Annotated in this window: 13 protein-coding genes; 8 read left to right on the top strand and 5 right to left on the bottom strand. The window is 35.6% G+C overall.

What is annotated here, in order from left to right; translation table 11 throughout:
- Window positions 1-68: 68 nt before the first annotated feature.
- Window positions 69-1,118 (bottom strand): hypothetical protein, encoded by a 1,050-nt coding sequence (locus AC4MRQ_RS09145; RefSeq protein ID WP_491197365.1) that lies wholly within the window; start codon window positions 1,116-1,118, stop codon window positions 69-71.
- Window positions 1,119-1,130: 12 nt separating this feature from the next.
- Window positions 1,131-1,910: a polyphosphate polymerase domain-containing protein gene (locus AC4MRQ_RS09140; RefSeq protein WP_491197364.1), complete on the bottom strand. Its 780-nt coding sequence runs from the start codon at window positions 1,908-1,910 to the stop codon at window positions 1,131-1,133.
- Between the two features lie 508 nt (window positions 1,911-2,418).
- Between AC4MRQ_RS09140 and AC4MRQ_RS09135 the strand changes: the two genes are divergently transcribed.
- The gene (locus AC4MRQ_RS09135) at window positions 2,419-3,861 is read left to right on the top strand and encodes a glycoside hydrolase family 16 protein (RefSeq protein ID WP_491197363.1); all 1,443 of its coding nucleotides are present in this window, start codon (window positions 2,419-2,421) and stop codon (window positions 3,859-3,861) included.
- A 70-nt stretch (window positions 3,862-3,931) separates the two neighbouring features.
- Here AC4MRQ_RS09135 and AC4MRQ_RS09130 read toward each other — a convergent pair whose 3' ends face one another.
- On the bottom strand, window positions 3,932-5,059 hold the full coding sequence (locus AC4MRQ_RS09130; RefSeq protein ID WP_491197362.1) for a carboxypeptidase-like regulatory domain-containing protein: 1,128 nt from the start codon (window positions 5,057-5,059) through the stop codon (window positions 3,932-3,934).
- A gap of 292 nt (window positions 5,060-5,351) precedes the next feature.
- On the opposite strand from AC4MRQ_RS09130, the gene AC4MRQ_RS09125 reads away from it, so the two are divergent.
- Window positions 5,352-6,071: a hypothetical protein gene (locus AC4MRQ_RS09125; RefSeq protein WP_491197361.1), complete on the top strand. Its 720-nt coding sequence runs from the start codon at window positions 5,352-5,354 to the stop codon at window positions 6,069-6,071.
- 221 nt (window positions 6,072-6,292) lie between these two features.
- Here AC4MRQ_RS09125 and AC4MRQ_RS09120 read toward each other — a convergent pair whose 3' ends face one another.
- Complete coding sequence (locus AC4MRQ_RS09120; protein ID WP_491197360.1) at window positions 6,293-8,071, bottom strand: SLC13 family permease; 1,779 nt, start codon at window positions 8,069-8,071, stop codon at window positions 6,293-6,295.
- A gap of 123 nt (window positions 8,072-8,194) precedes the next feature.
- On the opposite strand from AC4MRQ_RS09120, the gene AC4MRQ_RS09115 reads away from it, so the two are divergent.
- Both AC4MRQ_RS09115 and AC4MRQ_RS09110 read left to right on the top strand, forming a co-directional pair.
- Window positions 8,195-10,027 carry a peptidase U32 family protein gene (locus tag AC4MRQ_RS09115; RefSeq protein ID WP_491197359.1) on the top strand — a complete coding sequence of 611 codons (1,833 nt, stop codon included), beginning with the start codon at window positions 8,195-8,197 and terminating at the stop codon, window positions 10,025-10,027.
- A 180-nt stretch (window positions 10,028-10,207) separates the two neighbouring features.
- Window positions 10,208-10,537 carry a hypothetical protein gene (locus tag AC4MRQ_RS09110; RefSeq protein ID WP_491197358.1) on the top strand — a complete coding sequence of 110 codons (330 nt, stop codon included), beginning with the start codon at window positions 10,208-10,210 and terminating at the stop codon, window positions 10,535-10,537.
- A 17-nt stretch (window positions 10,538-10,554) separates the two neighbouring features.
- Here AC4MRQ_RS09110 and AC4MRQ_RS09105 read toward each other — a convergent pair whose 3' ends face one another.
- Complete coding sequence (locus AC4MRQ_RS09105) at window positions 10,555-12,600, bottom strand: TonB-dependent receptor (RefSeq protein WP_491197357.1); 2,046 nt, start codon at window positions 12,598-12,600, stop codon at window positions 10,555-10,557.
- Between the two features lie 209 nt (window positions 12,601-12,809).
- Here AC4MRQ_RS09105 and AC4MRQ_RS09100 point away from each other — a divergent pair, with 209 nt between their 5' ends.
- From AC4MRQ_RS09100 to AC4MRQ_RS09085, 4 genes are read left to right on the top strand one after another with little or no spacing between them, the layout of a single operon-like run.
- A complete protein-coding gene (locus AC4MRQ_RS09100) occupies window positions 12,810-13,886 on the top strand; it encodes a hypothetical protein (protein ID WP_491197356.1) in 1,077 nt (358 codons plus the stop codon).
- Between the two features lie 3 nt (window positions 13,887-13,889).
- On the top strand, window positions 13,890-15,668 hold the full coding sequence (locus AC4MRQ_RS09095; protein WP_491197355.1) for an aminopeptidase P family protein: 1,779 nt from the start codon (window positions 13,890-13,892) through the stop codon (window positions 15,666-15,668).
- An 8-nt stretch (window positions 15,669-15,676) separates the two neighbouring features.
- The gene (locus AC4MRQ_RS09090; protein ID WP_491197354.1) at window positions 15,677-16,789 is read left to right on the top strand and encodes a hypothetical protein; all 1,113 of its coding nucleotides are present in this window, start codon (window positions 15,677-15,679) and stop codon (window positions 16,787-16,789) included.
- A gap of 18 nt (window positions 16,790-16,807) precedes the next feature.
- Window positions 16,808-18,079: a redoxin domain-containing protein gene (locus AC4MRQ_RS09085; protein WP_491197353.1), complete on the top strand. Its 1,272-nt coding sequence runs from the start codon at window positions 16,808-16,810 to the stop codon at window positions 18,077-18,079.
- The last annotated feature ends 18 nt before the right edge of the window (window positions 18,080-18,097 follow it).

Here is an 18,097-nt window from a genome sequence, read left to right as displayed (position 1 = left end):
ATAAGCAGATTTTTGCAGGCAAAAACCCATGCCAAACCAACAATCTGGAGGTAAAACGATTAGAACAATTATTTTGATGCTTCGGCGATGAAAGCCTTTCGAGACGCTTGCCGATCGTCGATGGTTTTATAAAAAGAGTCGATTAAATTAAGACATTCTTGCTTAGATTCTAAAGCCAGATACTCAAAACCAAGGACTGTATTAATCATCTTTTTTCGATTCTCTTGAAAATGCAGAATTGCAGAATCTAATGATTCCTTTGAAACCTTCTTTCCCTTATACCTGTTTTCAAGCAATTCGCGTCCCATATACATGTGCATGTAACTTGCATTAACAAATTCACACATATCAAAATCATATGGAATAGCAACAGGTGGTGCATGTCGATTAGATCGTAACAAAGTCACATTATGCAATTTAGGCACAGACCAATCAGTATTTCCAATCATATAATTAAACAAGGCCAACTTTATAATATTCTCCTCAACCAGTTGATCTTGTTTAAGATTGGCCATTTCAACCTCTTCACAACCTAAACGCTCTGCCATTTGATCAACTGATTCAATAAAGAAAGCATATTTAGAGAAAAGTTCGCCGTAGTTAACATCAACATACTTGACTTTTACAAGTCGAACTTTTAGGCTTTTCTCACTTATAACATTATAAAGACGATAAACCAGATATTCCTTTAACATTGTATTCTGCATGGCCTCACTTGTATCTCTACAATGAGTTACCAATTTAAGTTTATCCTGACCTTCAAAAACTGTATTGATAACATCACGCTTTTTAAAGTTAAAACGCAATGGCGGAAAATCACAATTTTCTACTTTCAAGCGAAAATTACCGCGTGTTTTAATCTTAACCAGAATAAACAAAGTATCCAAGTCATCCTGAATTTGAATTGTAGCAGTATGGTAATCATTTGTTGTACGATCCCGATCGGCCCGTATGGAATTAAAATCAGCCCTAACTGTTAAATTTAAAACCTCGTCAGTTTCGAAAAATCGGATAGCGCTTTGTTTAATACGCTGTTTTGTAGCGGCATCCAGTTCATATTCTTTCGCAAACACAGATGCACTTAATACCAAACATATTAAAAACAATCTACATTTCATTATCAATAATGCTTAAACAACCATAGATAGTTGGCGATGTTCCTGCTCCATAAGACGTTCTACCTTTCGCAAACGAGGCTTGAAACGATTGTACTTCACTTTTGTATTCAGTGCAATCGTACCAAGACAATATTTGCTTATTGACAAAGGCAAAACTCCTTGACGTTTTAGAGAACGAGCAAATGAAGAGTACACATCCTCTTTATCCCTCTTAATTTCAATAATGGCACAATTACCAATAGAATATGAGCCTTCATTTTCATCTTTAAACCGAACATCCATATCAATTGTAATCCTTTCACAGGTATTTTTATTGATTAAAGTAATTCGGTTGAATTTTGTAGTTAACTTAGGCTCAAGATCTTTTGCATCATAAGGTGTACAATCACTAACTAAACATTCAAGACCTTTGGCAATTGGGTAAGTAAATTTATCTATTCGCAAACGCTGTTTAACGGTTCTGTTTTTAACCTTTTCTTTCACCTCGATAAACTTATCACCTGTCTCCTCATATCTTCTATACCTTACTTTATAACGATGGTTTTTCCCATTATGATGCTCTTTATACATCGCCAAATCATCAGTATCAAAATAAATGGTATCATATGCTAAACTAACCTTCTGATTAATCATTAAGACTTTGTAATCATCTATATGCTGCGACAACACCTCAACTAAAACAGAAGGTGACACAATGTACTTCGTATCAACCCGATTCAATAAATTAGCCCTTCCTATCTCTTCCAGAGTAGTAGTATCAAAAAAGCTAACTAATTTTAATAAATCGTTCATAGTTCTCATTGCTTAAATTTAGACCGCGATTTCAAATTCGCTGCAAAAGACTCATTTTTGAATTTCATGAGATATGATCGTTATCATGATTTCTGTAAGGCAATAATTTTTGATAGTAACTTCTGATTCCTCTAACTACAACAAAAACATTAATCACTATATCACAACACCTTACACTACCTTACAGTTATTTCAAAACAAGTCTAATTTTTGTTAATTTTACTTAACCCCAATCAACATCACAGTTTCATGTAATAAATCGTAACATTGGCCTAATCGTTATTAGTTCTTAACGCCAACTAAACACTCAACAACCGATCCAAACATCCTTTATCTCTATATATCTGCACATTATCAAAAACACAGACAATTTTAAAGCGTTCATAATCGTACAAAAACGCGTTTATTTTCGAACACATTTGTTGAAATGTAAAAAATATTGAATTCGATTAAACCTTATTTAATAAATACCGTATCATCATCACTTAAACGCCCAAAACTAATTTTAATGGCACTATTTTCTTCGAACAAATATCCCGCAACAGCTAAATTTGAAGCCAGGCAAAAACAACTTCTGTCTGATTATGATCGATTTACAAAATACAGTCAATCAGAGGAATTACAGCGAATTAAAGATCTTGAGATACTTACCAACTCTAATGATTTTTATAAGAAGGTTGATAAGCTAAAAAATGAAAGGTTCAAACATACACAAGAATTCAGGCAATTAAGAAAATATCTTTCACAAAAGAAATCAGGCGAATTCAAAAGGTACTTTAAATACTTGGCTTCAGGTATGCCCGATAAAGTAAAACAAGTAGAAAATTCAGAGAAGAGAAACGAATTAATTGAATTAAGCGAATACATCAGAAGCAGTGAATTCTTAAGTGAGAAAAAACAAAAAGGTTATAAAAAATCAGAAGCTTTTAAAAAGTTTAAACGATACAGGCAACTTTCGAAGGATGGCGAAATAAAGTTGTATAATAAACAAGTGAAATCAGCGCTATTCAAAAATTATAACAATATTCACGAATCGGAAAGGTTAAAGGCCTACCAACAATTAGAACAAGAGGTTACATCTGAAAAATTCCTTCAATTTAAGAGTTGGATGGAAGACAAAAAGAAATTTCAGAAATCAGAAGAATATAGTTTAATACAGGAGCTTAAAAACTTACTCAAATCGCCGGATTACATTTGGTTCAAACAACTGGAAAAGCAGAATAACTTTAACGAAATAACTAAATGGAAGCTATGCTTTGAAGATGAATTTTCATCACGCCAATTAAATAAAGACAAATGGATTACAAGTTATTATTGGGGAAAAGCACTTTTAAACAAGAGTTATGTTCTGGAAAATGAAAACCAATTTTTTAAAGATGATAACATCGAAATTACCGGAAAAGGTGTTTGCTTAAAAACGAAGAAAGAAAATACAGAAGCTTTAATTTGGGATTCTCAACGAGGCTTTGTTCCAAAAACATTGGAATACACGGCAGGACTAATTAGTACCGGGCAAAGCCACCGACAATTGTATGGAAAAATTGAAGCTAAGGTTAAGGTTGAACATGCTCATCCAGTGAAACATGCCTTTTGGTTGGTCGGTGAAAAGATGGCTCCGCAGATTGATATTTTTCGCTTTGAGGATAAAAACGCAAAATCTTTAAGCACCGGTCTACAGTTATTAAATGGGAATGGCCCTGAGGTTATATCTAAAACTGTCAAAGGTGCTCGTTTTGATCATGACTACTTTATTTATTCGCTGGAATGGGAAAAAGGCAAACTGACCTGGTACATCAATGGTGAAAAAGTTAATGAGCAAACTAAACATGTACCTGATACACCAATGTACATCGTGTTTAGCTCCCATTTAACCGACGAGATTGAGAATTTGAATTCTACAGCCTGCATTAATGTAGAATGGATTAAATGTTACCAACACAACACAAAGTAGTTTTATCTATCAACAATAACGGGGAATTGGCCATTTGCTAACTCCCCGTTTTTTTATATGCTGTAATATCTTACTCTGATGGTAAACTAAAACGCTTCCAGAAATCTGCATCAGACTCTCCTGCCGCATAAAATGACTTGCTTGTTCCCTCTTTAAAAGGCTTAAAATCATAAACAATCCATTCCATATTCAGCTTTGTATCATCCCCGGTACCTTTATATATAATCTTACTCAGAGCATACTTCTTATCACTGGTTTGCCTGTAATAACTAACAACTGTCGTCTGGTATTCTTTTTCACCAACATTTTCACGAAAAACATCACGACCGGCATGAAAAAAGCCATTTGATACAACAGTCAGCTCATTTCGTACGACTGAATAATCTTTTTGTCGAATCATGATATTGCCCTCATACTTTTTACAATAAGCATCGCCAGTTTTCGCAAGGTCTGTATCATTCAACTCGTAACTAATCACCCATACAGAATCACCGTCAACTACAGTTTCTTCCAGCAGCTTCAAATTGTATTCATCTACGAACTCAATATCTAACACATTACCACGCTGTCTGACAATATCGTATGATAAAATTCCATCAGCATGAATTAGTCCACTTTTTAATGGTGACACTTTGAAATTGGAACGTACTTCGTTTAATTCAAAGTTTCTACTTTCAAATGCAGAAACCAACGATCGATTGCCATAGCCTTTAACATCAGAAAAATTAATAACTGCTTCAATCTTTTTACTGTCCATGTTCTGGCTAAAATATACCTTGGCAGCATAGTTCTTTTTATAGGAATCCGGGATAATATTCGATGCTGTTTTAATTATACCGTATAAACGTTTCGAATCTGCCTTTACATCCACCTGCTTGAGCCCATATGTTTGTGAGAATAACTTAATTGGTTCCCCACTTAGAACATATAACTCATCAACGGTAAACTCCTTGACCTTATAGCCAACAGCCGAAATTTGCACTTTATAATTTGAAAAACTCTCACCTATCTCCAAAATATAATTTCCATCAAAATCAGATGCTGTTCCCATATAAGTTCCAACTACACCGATATTCGCAAATTCAACCGGTTGGTTAGTCTCAGCATCAACAATACGCCCTTTCAAAGTAATATTCTGCGCGAATGCAACAGTACAGCTCACTAAAAAAGCAAACACCAAGCAAGTGAAATGTCTCATATTTAAATTCTTTTTAATCCTAATAAATAGCAATTCGTCCATTTTCAATTAGCTGTCAATATACTATTTTTTCTTGGCCATATTGTCTAAATGCCAATTTCAAATGCAAAATCATTCAACCAATACCATACTAATCTTCTCATATAATGAATAATAAGAAGACTCCACAACAACACGAAATCAACGGTGAGGTAAAAACCTTAAGAGGTAAAAGGTAATTTTCCTTACTTTTCCTCTATATTTAAGCTCACATTAGTAAACTAATTAAGTAACATCATTAAAACTCCATAATATGACACGAGTATTATTTGTATTGGCAGCAGTTGCCCTTTCGCTAAGCAGCTGTGTAGTTGCTAAAAAAAAGTATGATGCAGCATTACTGAAAAATGAAAGACTCGAGACAAAACTTGATAAACAAATTACAGAAAGTAAAGAATTGAAATCTAACCTCGATCAAGCCATAGCAGACTACGAAAGTATGAAGCAGGATTTTGGTAAGAGCAATGCATTAAAGACGGATGAAATTTCTGACTTGATGATTATGGTTACCAAGCTGAAGGACGAAAGTGAAACGCTAAACAATAAATTGGAGGAAACGATTGGTCAATTCAAAGCTAAAGAAGCTGACTCATATCACGCTAACGAAGAATTGGAAAAGACCATTAAAGCCGTTAATGTTCTTAAAAGAGATACAGCAAGCCTTAACTATTCATTACAACTGGCAAAGAAACGTAACAAACTACTTCAGGACGAACTTAAGGCATCGCAAGAAAAAGCTAGTGCCAGCGGACTTAAGCGAGTAGAAATACAAAAGCAACTTGATACACAATCTGCACAATTAAAAGAAATGGAACTCAAATTGGTAAAAAGCCAACAAAACATTTCGGAGATATCTGCAGCATTTATTGAACTGCGTAAAGAGATGCTGAAAGCAAAAAGTAACAATAAACCAATTGACCCAAACAAGAGCAAACAAGTTGATAAGGTCGCTAAATTATTGGGACATTATTGATTTAAACCTTCACTAATTCTGCGGAGCGTTTCATGTGCTCCGCAGAAAATTAGTTCATTCCATAAGAAGTCAATCATTTGAAGAATATTTGGTACATCCGCTGCTATATAATCTCCTACTGCAACAATATGCACATCGAACAAATTCCTCTAATTGCTCCTTAAATAAGATATACCCCCCCTCAATATATCATTGGGTAGAGTGTATTGTCTTTCCCGCTATTAGAAATACATATAACTCAATACTGTGATCGTAATGATCATATACATTACAGTCAGAGGAAAGCCAATTTTAAAGAAATCCTTGAAGTTATAACCACCTGGTCCATAAACCATCAGATTTGTTTGGTAGCCAATCGGTGTTATGAAATTAGCTGCTGCGGCAAAAGAAACTGTCAAAACAAACGGCATTGGATCAAGAGGTAAGTTTTTAGCAGCTGTAATTGCAATAGGAAACATGATTGCTACCGCTGCTTTATTGGTAATATAAGCTGCCAAAACCGATGTAATTAGATATATCCCTACCAATAATGACACTCGACCAAAAGGCAAGAATACACGGATCACTGAATTGGCAATCATATCTGCAACACCTGTCTTTATCATTGCTGTACCCAATGCTATCGATAAGGCGATAATCACCCCTAAATTATAGTCAATACTTTTAGGCAAATCTTTTGACGATACAACTTTCAGAATGTTAATCATTGCCAAAACAATAAGCAAACCTAAAAACAAAGGTACCAACTTAACAGCTGCAAGAAATATGGCTAAAAGTGTACCGCCAAATAGGACCCATATTTTATACTTTTCAGGCTTTCTTAATTCCTTCACTCTCGAGATAACATAGAAGTCTATTTCATTTTCAATGCTACTTGTGAAATTATCGCCTGCTAACAACAATAAGACATCACCTGCCTTAAGCTTGACGTCATCGATCCCCCCCTTGATTCTTTCGCCATTTCGGTGAATAGCCAATAATGCAGAATCATAATTTCCCCTGAAATAAATGTCTTTTACTTGCTTAGTAATAAGTGTGCTATTATGTGATATGACAATCTCAACAATTTGCGAACGTTTAAGCTTCGACATCATACCAACAGACGGGACCGTTAAGTCGGTGTTATTTGATAACAATCCGGCAATATTTGTATTATCGCCTGCAAAGCGCAAAACATCGCCCTCCCTTAAAACAAAATTTCCTTCTCTTATCTGAATAATTTCTTTTCCTCTGCAAATTTCTACAACCAACAGACCATAGTTACCTTTGAAATCAACATCTTTTACAACTTTACCAATCAATCCCGAATTACTTCGTATCTCTGCTTCCACCAGGTATCTACGATCTGAACCTTTAAAGTCTTCCAATGCTGTAGCGCGGCTTGGTAACAGTCTAAAACTAAAGAAATACAGGTACAGAAAACCAAGTACAAGCATTGGCAAACCAACCCACACAAAATCAAACATTTCCAGCGGAGTCATATTGGGTATAATGTCCTGATCAACCACCATACCACTTACAATCAAGTTTGTTGATGTACCAATTAAAGTAACACACCCCCCTAGAATTGCTGCATATGACAATGGAATCAGCAACTTTGATGAGGAAATATTGTTTCGCCTGCTCCACTGGTGTACATAGGGCATCATTACTGCAACCAATGGGGTATTATTCAAAAAAGCAGAAAAACCACCTACCCAAATCATCATTCGGGCCAAAAAGCCTTTATAAGATGATGAAGCTGGAAAAATGCGCGCAAAGAAAATTTCAATAACCGATGTTTGCCGGATAGCATCCCCCAATAACAGCAACATAATTATCACTGCAATTTGCTCATTGGCAAATCCTTCTAATATTTCAGCAGGTGTTAGTATTTTAAAAATACCAAGCACCATCACCGCTACAAAAAATGTAAATGCAGCCCCCATCCATTCGCGATAAAGGGATAAAAGGATAAAAGCAATTACAACAAAAACAACTATTACGTCTATGCCTGGCATCGATTAAGGGTCAAATAAATATGCTACTTTTGCCTTCCAATTGTGATTAGTGGCAGAGAAACAAAATTATAAATTAAAACTTAATTTGCTAATCCGCTCAATTATTAAGCTAAATAAAAATCAATGAACAGCCAGAGATTTAAAACAATCGAACTACTTTCTCCAGCAAAAGATTTAGAATGCGGATTAGCTGCCATTCATCACGGTGCCGATGCTGTTTATATTGGAGGCCCCGGCTTTGGAGCAAGGAAAAATGCAGGTAATGCATTAACTGACATTAAACATCTTATCGAATATGCCCATTTATTTGGTGTTAAGGTATATATTACTTTAAACACCCTGTTATTTGATCATGAAATAAAAGCTGCTAACAAATTGATTCACGATGTTTATAAAATCGGTGCCGATGCAGTTATTATCCAGGATATGGGGCTATTGGAAACAGAACTACCCCCAATTCCAATTCACGCAAGCACACAGACCGATAACCGAACAGTCGAAAAGGTAAAGTTTCTTGAAGACGTTGGTTTTGATCAAGTTGTACTAGCACGTGAATTATCTGTTGAGCAAATTAAGGAAATTCGCAATAACACGATCGTACCCCTGGAATATTTTATTCATGGTGCATTGTGTGTTTGTTACAGCGGACAGTGTTATATGAGTGCATCCATTAACAATCGTAGTGCTAACCGTGGCGAATGTGCCCAACCTTGCCGCTTAAAATACAATCTGAAAGATGGTAACGGAGATATTATCTACAAGAACAAGCACCTTTTGTCTTTAAAAGATCTGAACCTGTCATCTCATCTTGAAAACCTCATTGATGCAGGTACTTCTTCCTTCAAAATTGAGGGGCGATTAAAGGACAAGGATTATGTGGCAAACATCACGGCACATTATCGCTTGCTATTAGATGATATTATTGCCAAAAGAAACGACATTCAAAAAGCATCGTCTGGTTATTGTGTTAATGGCTTCAGCCCTCAAGCCAGCAAAAGTTTTAACAGGGGATTTACAAATTACTTTGTGAATGGCAGGATAAAAGGCATCTGGTCAATTAATTCACCAAAAAACATTGGCGAACCAATTGGAAAGATAAAAAAGTTGTCAAAAGATTATTTTACAATTGATACAAACACGACCATTGCTAATGGCGATGGCTTATCCTTTTTCACTAAAGGTAATACTCTCTCTGGATTAAAAGTCAATAAGGTTGAGGGCCAAAAGATTTATCCGAACCAATTGAAAGAACTTAAAACGGGAATGCAGCTTTATCGGAATTTTGACAAGCAATTTGCAGATCAGGTCAATAATAATAGCACAGTCCGTAAAATAAAGATTGACATTCGATTAAAGGAACTGAATGATGGTTTTCAATTATCGATGACGGATGAAGATCAAATTGTAACAACCATAACCGAGAGTTTGTCTCCTATTCCGGCTAATAATCCTGAACGTGCTTTATCGCAGATACAAAAACAGTTGGGTAAACTGGGTGCAACATCCTTTCATCCTGAGAATATACTTATTGAATTAAATCAGGATTGGTTTTTCCAGGCAAAGGATTTAAATGCGTTACGTAGAAAACTTGTAGATCATCATGTGCAGAACAGACTGGAGCATTTTAAAGCAAAAGAAAGAAAGCTCACTCCTAATGATAAACCTTTATCTAAAACTGAATTAAACTATACGGCCAACATCATCAACGAAAAGGCTCGATTGTTTTACAAACGCCATGGAATAACAAAAGCTGACTGGGGTTTCGAAAAGCACTCAAACATTAAAGGCGCTGAACTGATGCGCACCAAACACTGCCTGTTATATATGAATAATCAATGTTTAAAGGAGCACCCGGAAGCAAGGAAACTTCTGCCGTTGACCTTATTTAATAACAAAGACAGTTACCATCTTGAATTTGACTGCAGAAATTGTGAAATGATTATTAAACGTTTGTAGCAAAAAACAATATATCAGGCAGTCTGCAACAATTTCTATCACAGTGCAAGTCTGTTGGGCTTGCCCCAATCGTATCCTGCCGGAGTTATGGACCTGTTGAGGCTCCCATTATCGCTTCCGGCTATGATACAGGTGTCTTTGGGTGCGCACGATCGGCTCCTGCTGCAGTACAACTACGTTGTGCCAGCCACGATCGATTGGTGCTGCAGTACAGGCTCATTTCAGGCAGCTATTCCCCCCTTCTATTATGGCAGACAGCCATTGTGCCTGTCACGAGACACCTGTAGTGCTCTCAGCATCCTTGTGTGGCACCCGCAAGATACCTGCAGAGCGGCAGACATTGATGCCAGACACCCACAAGGCTCATATTTTACGGAAGGAGGCCATTACGGACGGGCAGAAAACATTTCTACAGCAGCAGAAAAGCATTTGGACAGCCAACTATGCCCCTCTACTGCAGCAGGAATGCATCATGGGCGAGCTACAACACTCTTTCACACATTCTTTTGAGCTTTTATAATGGCTTACTACCAATCCATACTTAGCTGAACACCTGCCTTAATCCATCTTCCTGGTTGAATAACATTACCCAGATCGTAATAATCTTTATCAAATACATTGGTAGCATCAACAAACACTTTGTATTTATTGGCCGTCCATTGTAAACGTAAATCAGTTAGCCAGAAAGGTGCATATTCGGTTGGCACCTCTTCATACGAACCATCAACAAAAGCAATATATTCTCCTTCCCTATCCTGGTATATGGTATTAATTGACAAACCTAATTTGCTATATAACTTTATGTATAAGCTGATATTTAGTTTGTGCTTCAAGTAATCTTCAACATATGCAGATTCGTAGCCACCAGGCATGGTTTTGTCCTGGCTAATGTGCGCATATCCCAATTCAAGGTTCTGCAAGGGCGTTTGTCCAATTAATTCAACTAAATTAAACAGACCTTGCGCCTGAAAACCCACTGATTCAACATCGGATAAATTACGTGTTGAATATTCAACATCACCAGGTAGTCGTCCCCAATCGATCAAGTTTTCACCCAATCGGTAATAAACGCTTGTTTGCCCCCTGAACCAATTATTTACTACTTTCAAACCCATTTCATAAGTAATGGCTTCTTCAGGCTTCAAATTCGGATTTCCAATATTGCTAGGTCCGTCGTAAAACAAATCTGTAAAAGTTGGCATACGAAGAGTTTTATTGGCACTGGCAAATATCTTTATCTCATTTGTAGCCCAATAACTCACATCAATTCCTGGAAAAAAATCAACTCCAAAATCTAAACTCGTATTGTAATTCATCAACACGCCTGCCGACATTGAAAAACGATTATTAGAATATACATGTTCCAGAAAGGTAGAAACATTGGTTCGCTGGTATGATTTGGTAAATTGAGTGTCTTCACCAGGCACATCAATTGGTTGATCCATTTCAAAACCAAGAACATTACTCCACACATTCTCGCTACGTACTTCTCCTCCCAACGATGTTTTACCAATAGCCCAAGGAATAACGGCATTAAAGTTTCCACCAAATACATCGGTCAAATGATAATTATGAGATGTATACCACGATGCCGGATTATCTCGAAATAACTCAAAGCGATCCTGGTGACGGCGCCAATATACAGCTGGTGATATTTTTACTCTATCACCAGAAGTCAGTTTAACGGAGGCAAAAGTAGTTTTATTCTGCTCAAATTGATTAGGGTATTTTGGTGTATAAAAAGCATTGGCTCCAAAGGCCTTATTGTTATGCCCAATCTGAAAATTAAGCTTCTCCTGTCCAAAGTCTAAATTTCCCTGGTAAAAGATACTATGATTTTTAAAGTCGGTATTGTCAATGTAGCCATCACTTGAAGCTTTATTAGCCGCAATATAATTCTTCAATATGCCAGTCTTAACTGTTGCATTAGCAGAGACATTATACAATCCATGCTGACCACCCAATAAATTTACAGTGAGGTTATCTTTAGTTTTTGTTCCGGTAACAAAGTTGATTGCTCCGCTAAATGCCCCAGGTCCATAAACACGTGCTCCTGGCCCTTCCAGAATCTCTACCCGTTCGATACTTTGTATATCAACCGGCAGATTTAAGCTCAAATGTCCTGTTTGCGGATCAGTAACATTAACTCCATTAAACAAGATCATTACCTGATCAAAGGAACCTCCACGTATACTCACATCTGCCTGTATGCCTAATGGTCCGCGCTGGCGAACATCAACATTCAAAGCATATTTTAATAAATCCTGAACACTATAAACCGGCAGCTCCTCTATTTCCTTTCGTTGAATCACGTGCAGAACACGCCCTACCTCTGAATAGACTGAAGTTGTCCTGCGCGCCGACACCTCGACTTCTTCAAGGTTGATTTTTTTGTTGACTGATGCAGTATCAACCTGAGCAAATGTCTGTTGATATCCAAAAACACTTAAATAGATTGCGGCTAGTGTGCCTATTCTTACAGTTTGCTTTATACTATTAAAAACAGCATAACTTGCTCCATTCCAATATTTAAAACAATAGTTGTTTCTTTTAAATAAATTGATTGTCTTCATAAGTAATGATTAAAATAAGCCGCAAAGATAAAAGAATAAATCATCCGTAAATACCTGATTTTATCTATTAAAATACAATCCGATTTCTCATATTTTCAAAGCAAGCCTATTTTGTGTATTTTAGCCACTGCATTTTTTAGGCTCAATGGTTACATAATTGAAGCTTAAATGTAGAATGAAACGTTCTGGATTAAATGTAAAACTGTAACATGAAAAATAAATTAATATATACTTTTAGTATTCTCTTTATAACCTTTAACCTAATAACTAAAGCGCAGGTCAATTTTGAAACAATGAGCAGTTCTTTAACCGAAACTGGTCGTAGTCAAACCATTAAATACCAATTTGACGCTCAAAAGATCAAAGACTTGAAAATTATAAATCAACATGGATATGTCAATATTTCATCATGGAATAAGGAATCCATTGAAATTGAAATTATTACCAGAGTTGAAACCAGGAGCGAAACTTTTGCAGAAGAAGTTTTCGATTTAATTTCATTCGATAATCGAACTTACTCTAACACACTTAGTTTCAAAACCGAATTTTCTGAGGATTTCTTCTCTAATTACCCGTTTAGTATTAATTATACTATCAAAATCCCATCCAGACTTAACTTAAATATCGACAACTCAATTGGAAACTTAAAAGTCGATAGTATTCAAGGTATGGTAAAATTAGCTCATAAATATGGACAATTAGAGCTAAAGAATCTGGCTATTAACAAAGAACACAAATTTGACTTATCATTTGTTGAAGGTGAAGTTAGCTCGTTTGGAAAGGCTAAAATTAACTTATCAAATTGCACCTTGAATTTTAATAAGGGCGAACACCTATCTGGTAAAACCCAATATTGCATGGCTAGTATTGTCGATATACAATCAGTTAATATCGAAACGTTCACTGATCGCCTAACGATAACAAACTCAGACAGCATTGAAATTAAAGGCTCACAATTCATTGGAAAGATCAATAATGTTAATTCGCACTTATTCTGCGAATTAGAAAGGGGTCAGTTGATGATAAGTGCATCTGAAACAATTAAGGATATAACCATCTCTAACAATTATGTGAATACATCACTAAACATGCCTCGCGAAACTTCCTATCAGATAAATGGTGAAGTTACCAGGGGTAATTTTATTCACCCCTCTTCCGATCAATTAACATTAATAAGAGAAGATGAAAAAGTGAATTTTTCTGGTTCTATTGGTAATAATATCAATCCCCAGGCTAACCTGATCTTGTTCAATAAAGACGCATCCATCACAATAAAAACTAACTAATATATGTCAACGCCTGATCGTTTATTTAAGCTAAGAAGCCATATGGCTACCTTAGGAGTAGATGCTTGTATTATCACAAGTGCAGATCCTCATCTAAGTGAATACCCTGCCTCACACTGGAAATTCAGGGAGTGGATTTCAGGATTCTCGGGCTCTGCCGGAACTATTGTTGTAACCAACGAAGAAGCAGGTTTGTGGACGGACTCAAGGTACTTTTTACAAGCAGAGCAGCAACTAATTGATTCAGGCATTGATCTGTTTAAACAGGGCGAAGTGAATGTTCCTGATTATAAAGAATGGTTATCTGAAGTGTTAAATCCCGGAGCAGTTGTTGGAGTCAATGGCAAAACCATGACTGTGAATGAATATCGACAACTTGCAAAAAGCCTTAAAAAAGCTGATATCAGGTTAGATTCTAAGTTATTTATTGAAGATGATATCTGGGAGGGTCGCCCAATAATTCCTGACGATGGTATTTTTGAGCTAGGAACAGAATACTGTGGACTTTCACGAACTGAGAAGATTAGCATTATTCGTGAAAAAATGAAACAGGATGGTGCAACACATTATATTGTAACTACTCTTGATGAAGTAGCATGGTTGCTTAATTTCAGAGGGAAAGATGTAAAGTTTAATCCGGTTTTCCATGCGTATCTGGTAATCTCACAAAACCAGGTTAATTTATTTATCGACCCTCATAAACTTACATCAAATATAGGCCGACAATTATCTAAAGAAGATGTTAAGATCTTTATCTATGACGATTTTTATAACTTCATCAAAGATATTCCTCCGTTATCAACTGTTTTAATTGACCCAGCGCGTACTAACAGCATCGTATATAGCTTTATTCCACAACAAAGCACTAAGGTTGAAAAGATTAGCATTATAACCAATCTTAAAGCACAAAAAAACAGAACTGAAATTGAGAACTTCAGAAAAGCCATGGTGAAAGATGGAGTTGCTATGGTTAAGTTTCTTTATTGGTTAGACAAATCAATTAAAAATGAGGAAATTACCGAATATTCAGCAGCTCGAAAATTAAGTAGTTTCAGAGCCGAGCAAGAAAACTACCATGGTGATTCATTTAATACAATTAGTGGTTATGCAGGAAACGGAGCCATTGTTCATTATGCTGTTAAAGAAGAAACTGCCTCAAAACTGGAACCTAAAGGGTTGTATCTGATAGATTCTGGAGGACAGTACTCTGAAAGTACTACTGATATTACCAGAACGATTGCTCTTGGTCCTCTAACAGAAGAAGAGAAAACAGATTTCACATTGGTATTAAAAGGAAATATTGGTCTGGATATGGCAGTATTCCCTGTTGGAACAAGAGGCGTTCATCTGGATATTTTGGCGCGACAGGCAATGTGGCAACATGGCATTAATTATGGTCATGGTACGGGGCATGGAATTGGGCATTTCCTTTGTGTACACGAAGGACCGCAAAGTATACGCCCCCAAGATAACGGAGTTGAGATTTTAGAAGGTATGATATCTTCAAACGAACCCGGTATATATAAGCCAGATAAACACGGTATACGCCTTGAGAACCTCATACTAACAATCAAAGATCAGGAAACTGAGTTTGGTTCATTTATGAAATTCGAGACCTTGACACTTTGCCCTATTGATTTAAGAGCAGTTAATGTGTCAATGCTCAACCAGGTTGAAATAGATTGGCTTAATCAATACCATCAGAAAGTATATAAATTACTATCACCGCTTCTTGAAGAGGATGAAAATGAGTGGTTAAAAATTTTCTGTAGGGAGATTTAGTTTATACAATGAAAATCCACGTAGTTAGCCTAACAATTCCATGGCCTCCTAATTATGGAGGTGCAATTGATATTTTTTATAAATTAAAATCACTACACAAACTTGGCGTTCAGATTCATCTACATTGTTATAAATATGATCGTGACGAAACAGAAGAACTTAAAAAATACTGTTATAAAGTAAGTTATTACGACAGAAGGTTAAAAATTATTGACACTCTTTCACTAACACCATTCATTGTAAAATCACGAGTAAATAAAAAGTTAGTAGATGAATTAAACAAAGACAACAACAAAATCCTGATTGAAGGAGTTCATGGATTCTCAATTTATAAATACGTTGATAATAACCGTATTTATATACGAACTCATAACGTAGAACAAGATTACTACTGGGCTCTTATGAAGGCTAGCAATTCCTACCATAAGAAATTCTACTATTGGACTGAGTTCTTAAAATTAAGAAACTATGAAAATAAGCTAAAAAAAGCAAAAGGTGTTCTGTGCATCTCACCAAATGATTTGGCATTATTTGAGAAAATAAACAAAAATTCTGTTCTAATTTCTCCATTTCACGAACATGAATACATTAATTGCGATGCTGGCCTGGGAGAATATATTTTATTACATGGCAATCTGCAGGTTGAAGAAAACATCAAATCTATTAAATATCTTATTAATAATGTTCTAAACAAAATTGACCACAAGGTAATTATTGCCGGACGTCAACCTGATGAATCAATTATTAAACTTTGTGAGCATCACCAGCACATAATGCTTGTATCTAATCCGTCGCAAAATGAAATGATTCAACTTATTAAAGGCTCACAAATCATACTATTACACACATTTCAATCAACTGGAATTAAACTCAAATTAGTAAATTCTCTATACCTTGGCAGGCACGTTATTTGTAATAGTTTAATGGTTGACAATACTAATCTCAATCAACTTGTTTATATAGCAAACAATGACAGAATGTGGATTAATACAATCAACCAATTAATGACTAAGACTTTTACAAAGCAAAATGCAAATGATCGTCAAGTTGTATTAGAACAATTCTATAATAATAAGATTAATGCAAAAAGAATTATAAGTATTTTGCAAAAAACTAATTGAAATCAATTATTGAAAACAATGAAAACCCTTCTGATATTAATTGCTATAAGTCTTCTAACAATTAACTCATTTTCTCAAGGCTATAAAATCAATGTAAAAATTGATAATTACAGCGACTCCACTTTAATACTTGGCTATTATTTTAATAAAAAAATGCTGGTGAAGGATACCACTTACATTTCACCAAGTGGTAATTACGTTTTTGAAGGAAATGAAAAATTAGATGAAGGTTTATATATAGTCTACCTTGAAGATAAAACCTATTTTGACCTTTTAATTGGTACTGATCAGGACTTCACTGTTACTACTTCAAAGGATAATTTGCTACATGATATGAAAATTCAAGGGAACGAAGAAAGTGCAGATTTTCTGAATTATCAAAAGTACCTTGTTGACAAGCAAAAAGAAGCCGCACCTATACAGGAACAACTTAAGGCAAGTACCGATGAAAAGACAAAAAAAGCCCTTCAGGAAGATATTAAGAAACTATCGGTTGATGTAAAAAACAAATACACCAACATTGTTAACAAACATCAGGAAAGCTTTTTAGGCACCTTTCTCATGGCAACACAAGAAGTGGAAGTTCCTGAGATGACCGCACCGGTAAACTGTTCTAATCCTGACTCTGCCATCCAACGAATGCGCTACGATTATTATAAAGCACATTACTTTGAGAACTACAAAATGGATGATCCACGACTATTAAGAACTCCATTTTTTACTAATAAACTTGATAAATACTTTGAAAGTGTATTATTGCAAGTACCAGATACAATTATAAAGGAATCGCACCGTATTATAGCAATGGCCAATGGTAATTATGAAATGGAAAAATACCTAATTCAACACCTTTTTAACCGGGCTAATGAAAGCAAAATAATGGGCATGGATGCTGTTTTAGTAAATTTGGCAGAAACCTACTACTTAAGTGGTCACGCAGATTGGACTGATGAAGAGTTTTTAAAAAACTTAGAAGAGCGTGTTGTTAAAATTAAACCGAATTTATTAGGTAATACTGCACCAGACTTTAAAATGCAATCATACACCGATGAGTTTCACAAACTAAGCGAGATTCAAGCTGATATAACCATATTAGCATTTTGGGAACCTGAATGTGGGCATTGTGAAAAAGAGATCCCAAAATTGAACAATGAGGTTTGGAATGCATATAAGCAACATAGTATCAAAATTGTTGCTGTTTACACACAATGGGAAAAAGACCCATGGATCGAGTTCATCCATAATCATGATATTACTGAATGGATTCATCTCTATGACCCTTATAACTAAAGTCATTTCAGGAATCAA

This window comes from Carboxylicivirga sp., from assembly GCF_982718395.1.
The sequence above is the reverse complement of the archived record's forward strand: the minus strand, read 5'-3'. Positions and strand labels throughout refer to the sequence as shown.

What these genes read in the sequence shown, in the direction of transcription:
- AC4MRQ_RS09145 (WP_491197365.1), bottom strand. Translation starts at nt 1,118, where the DNA reads ATGAAATGTAGATTGTTTTTAATATGTTTGGTATTAAGTGCATCTGTG.
- AC4MRQ_RS09140 (WP_491197364.1), bottom strand. Translation starts at nt 1,910, where the DNA reads ATGAACGATTTATTAAAATTAGTTAGCTTTTTTGATACTACTACTCTG.
- AC4MRQ_RS09135 (WP_491197363.1), top strand. Translation starts at nt 2,419, where the DNA reads ATGGCACTATTTTCTTCGAACAAATATCCCGCAACAGCTAAATTTGAA.
- AC4MRQ_RS09130 (WP_491197362.1), bottom strand. Translation starts at nt 5,059, where the DNA reads ATGAGACATTTCACTTGCTTGGTGTTTGCTTTTTTAGTGAGCTGTACT.
- AC4MRQ_RS09125 (WP_491197361.1), top strand. Translation starts at nt 5,352, where the DNA reads ATGACACGAGTATTATTTGTATTGGCAGCAGTTGCCCTTTCGCTAAGC.
- AC4MRQ_RS09120 (WP_491197360.1), bottom strand. Translation starts at nt 8,071, where the DNA reads ATGCCAGGCATAGACGTAATAGTTGTTTTTGTTGTAATTGCTTTTATC.
- AC4MRQ_RS09115 (WP_491197359.1), top strand. Translation starts at nt 8,195, where the DNA reads ATGAACAGCCAGAGATTTAAAACAATCGAACTACTTTCTCCAGCAAAA.
- AC4MRQ_RS09105 (WP_491197357.1), bottom strand. Translation starts at nt 12,600, where the DNA reads ATGAAGACAATCAATTTATTTAAAAGAAACAACTATTGTTTTAAATAT.
- AC4MRQ_RS09100 (WP_491197356.1), top strand. Translation starts at nt 12,810, where the DNA reads ATGAAAAATAAATTAATATATACTTTTAGTATTCTCTTTATAACCTTT.
- AC4MRQ_RS09095 (WP_491197355.1), top strand. Translation starts at nt 13,890, where the DNA reads ATGTCAACGCCTGATCGTTTATTTAAGCTAAGAAGCCATATGGCTACC.
- AC4MRQ_RS09090 (WP_491197354.1), top strand. Translation starts at nt 15,677, where the DNA reads ATGAAAATCCACGTAGTTAGCCTAACAATTCCATGGCCTCCTAATTAT.
- AC4MRQ_RS09085 (WP_491197353.1), top strand. Translation starts at nt 16,808, where the DNA reads ATGAAAACCCTTCTGATATTAATTGCTATAAGTCTTCTAACAATTAAC.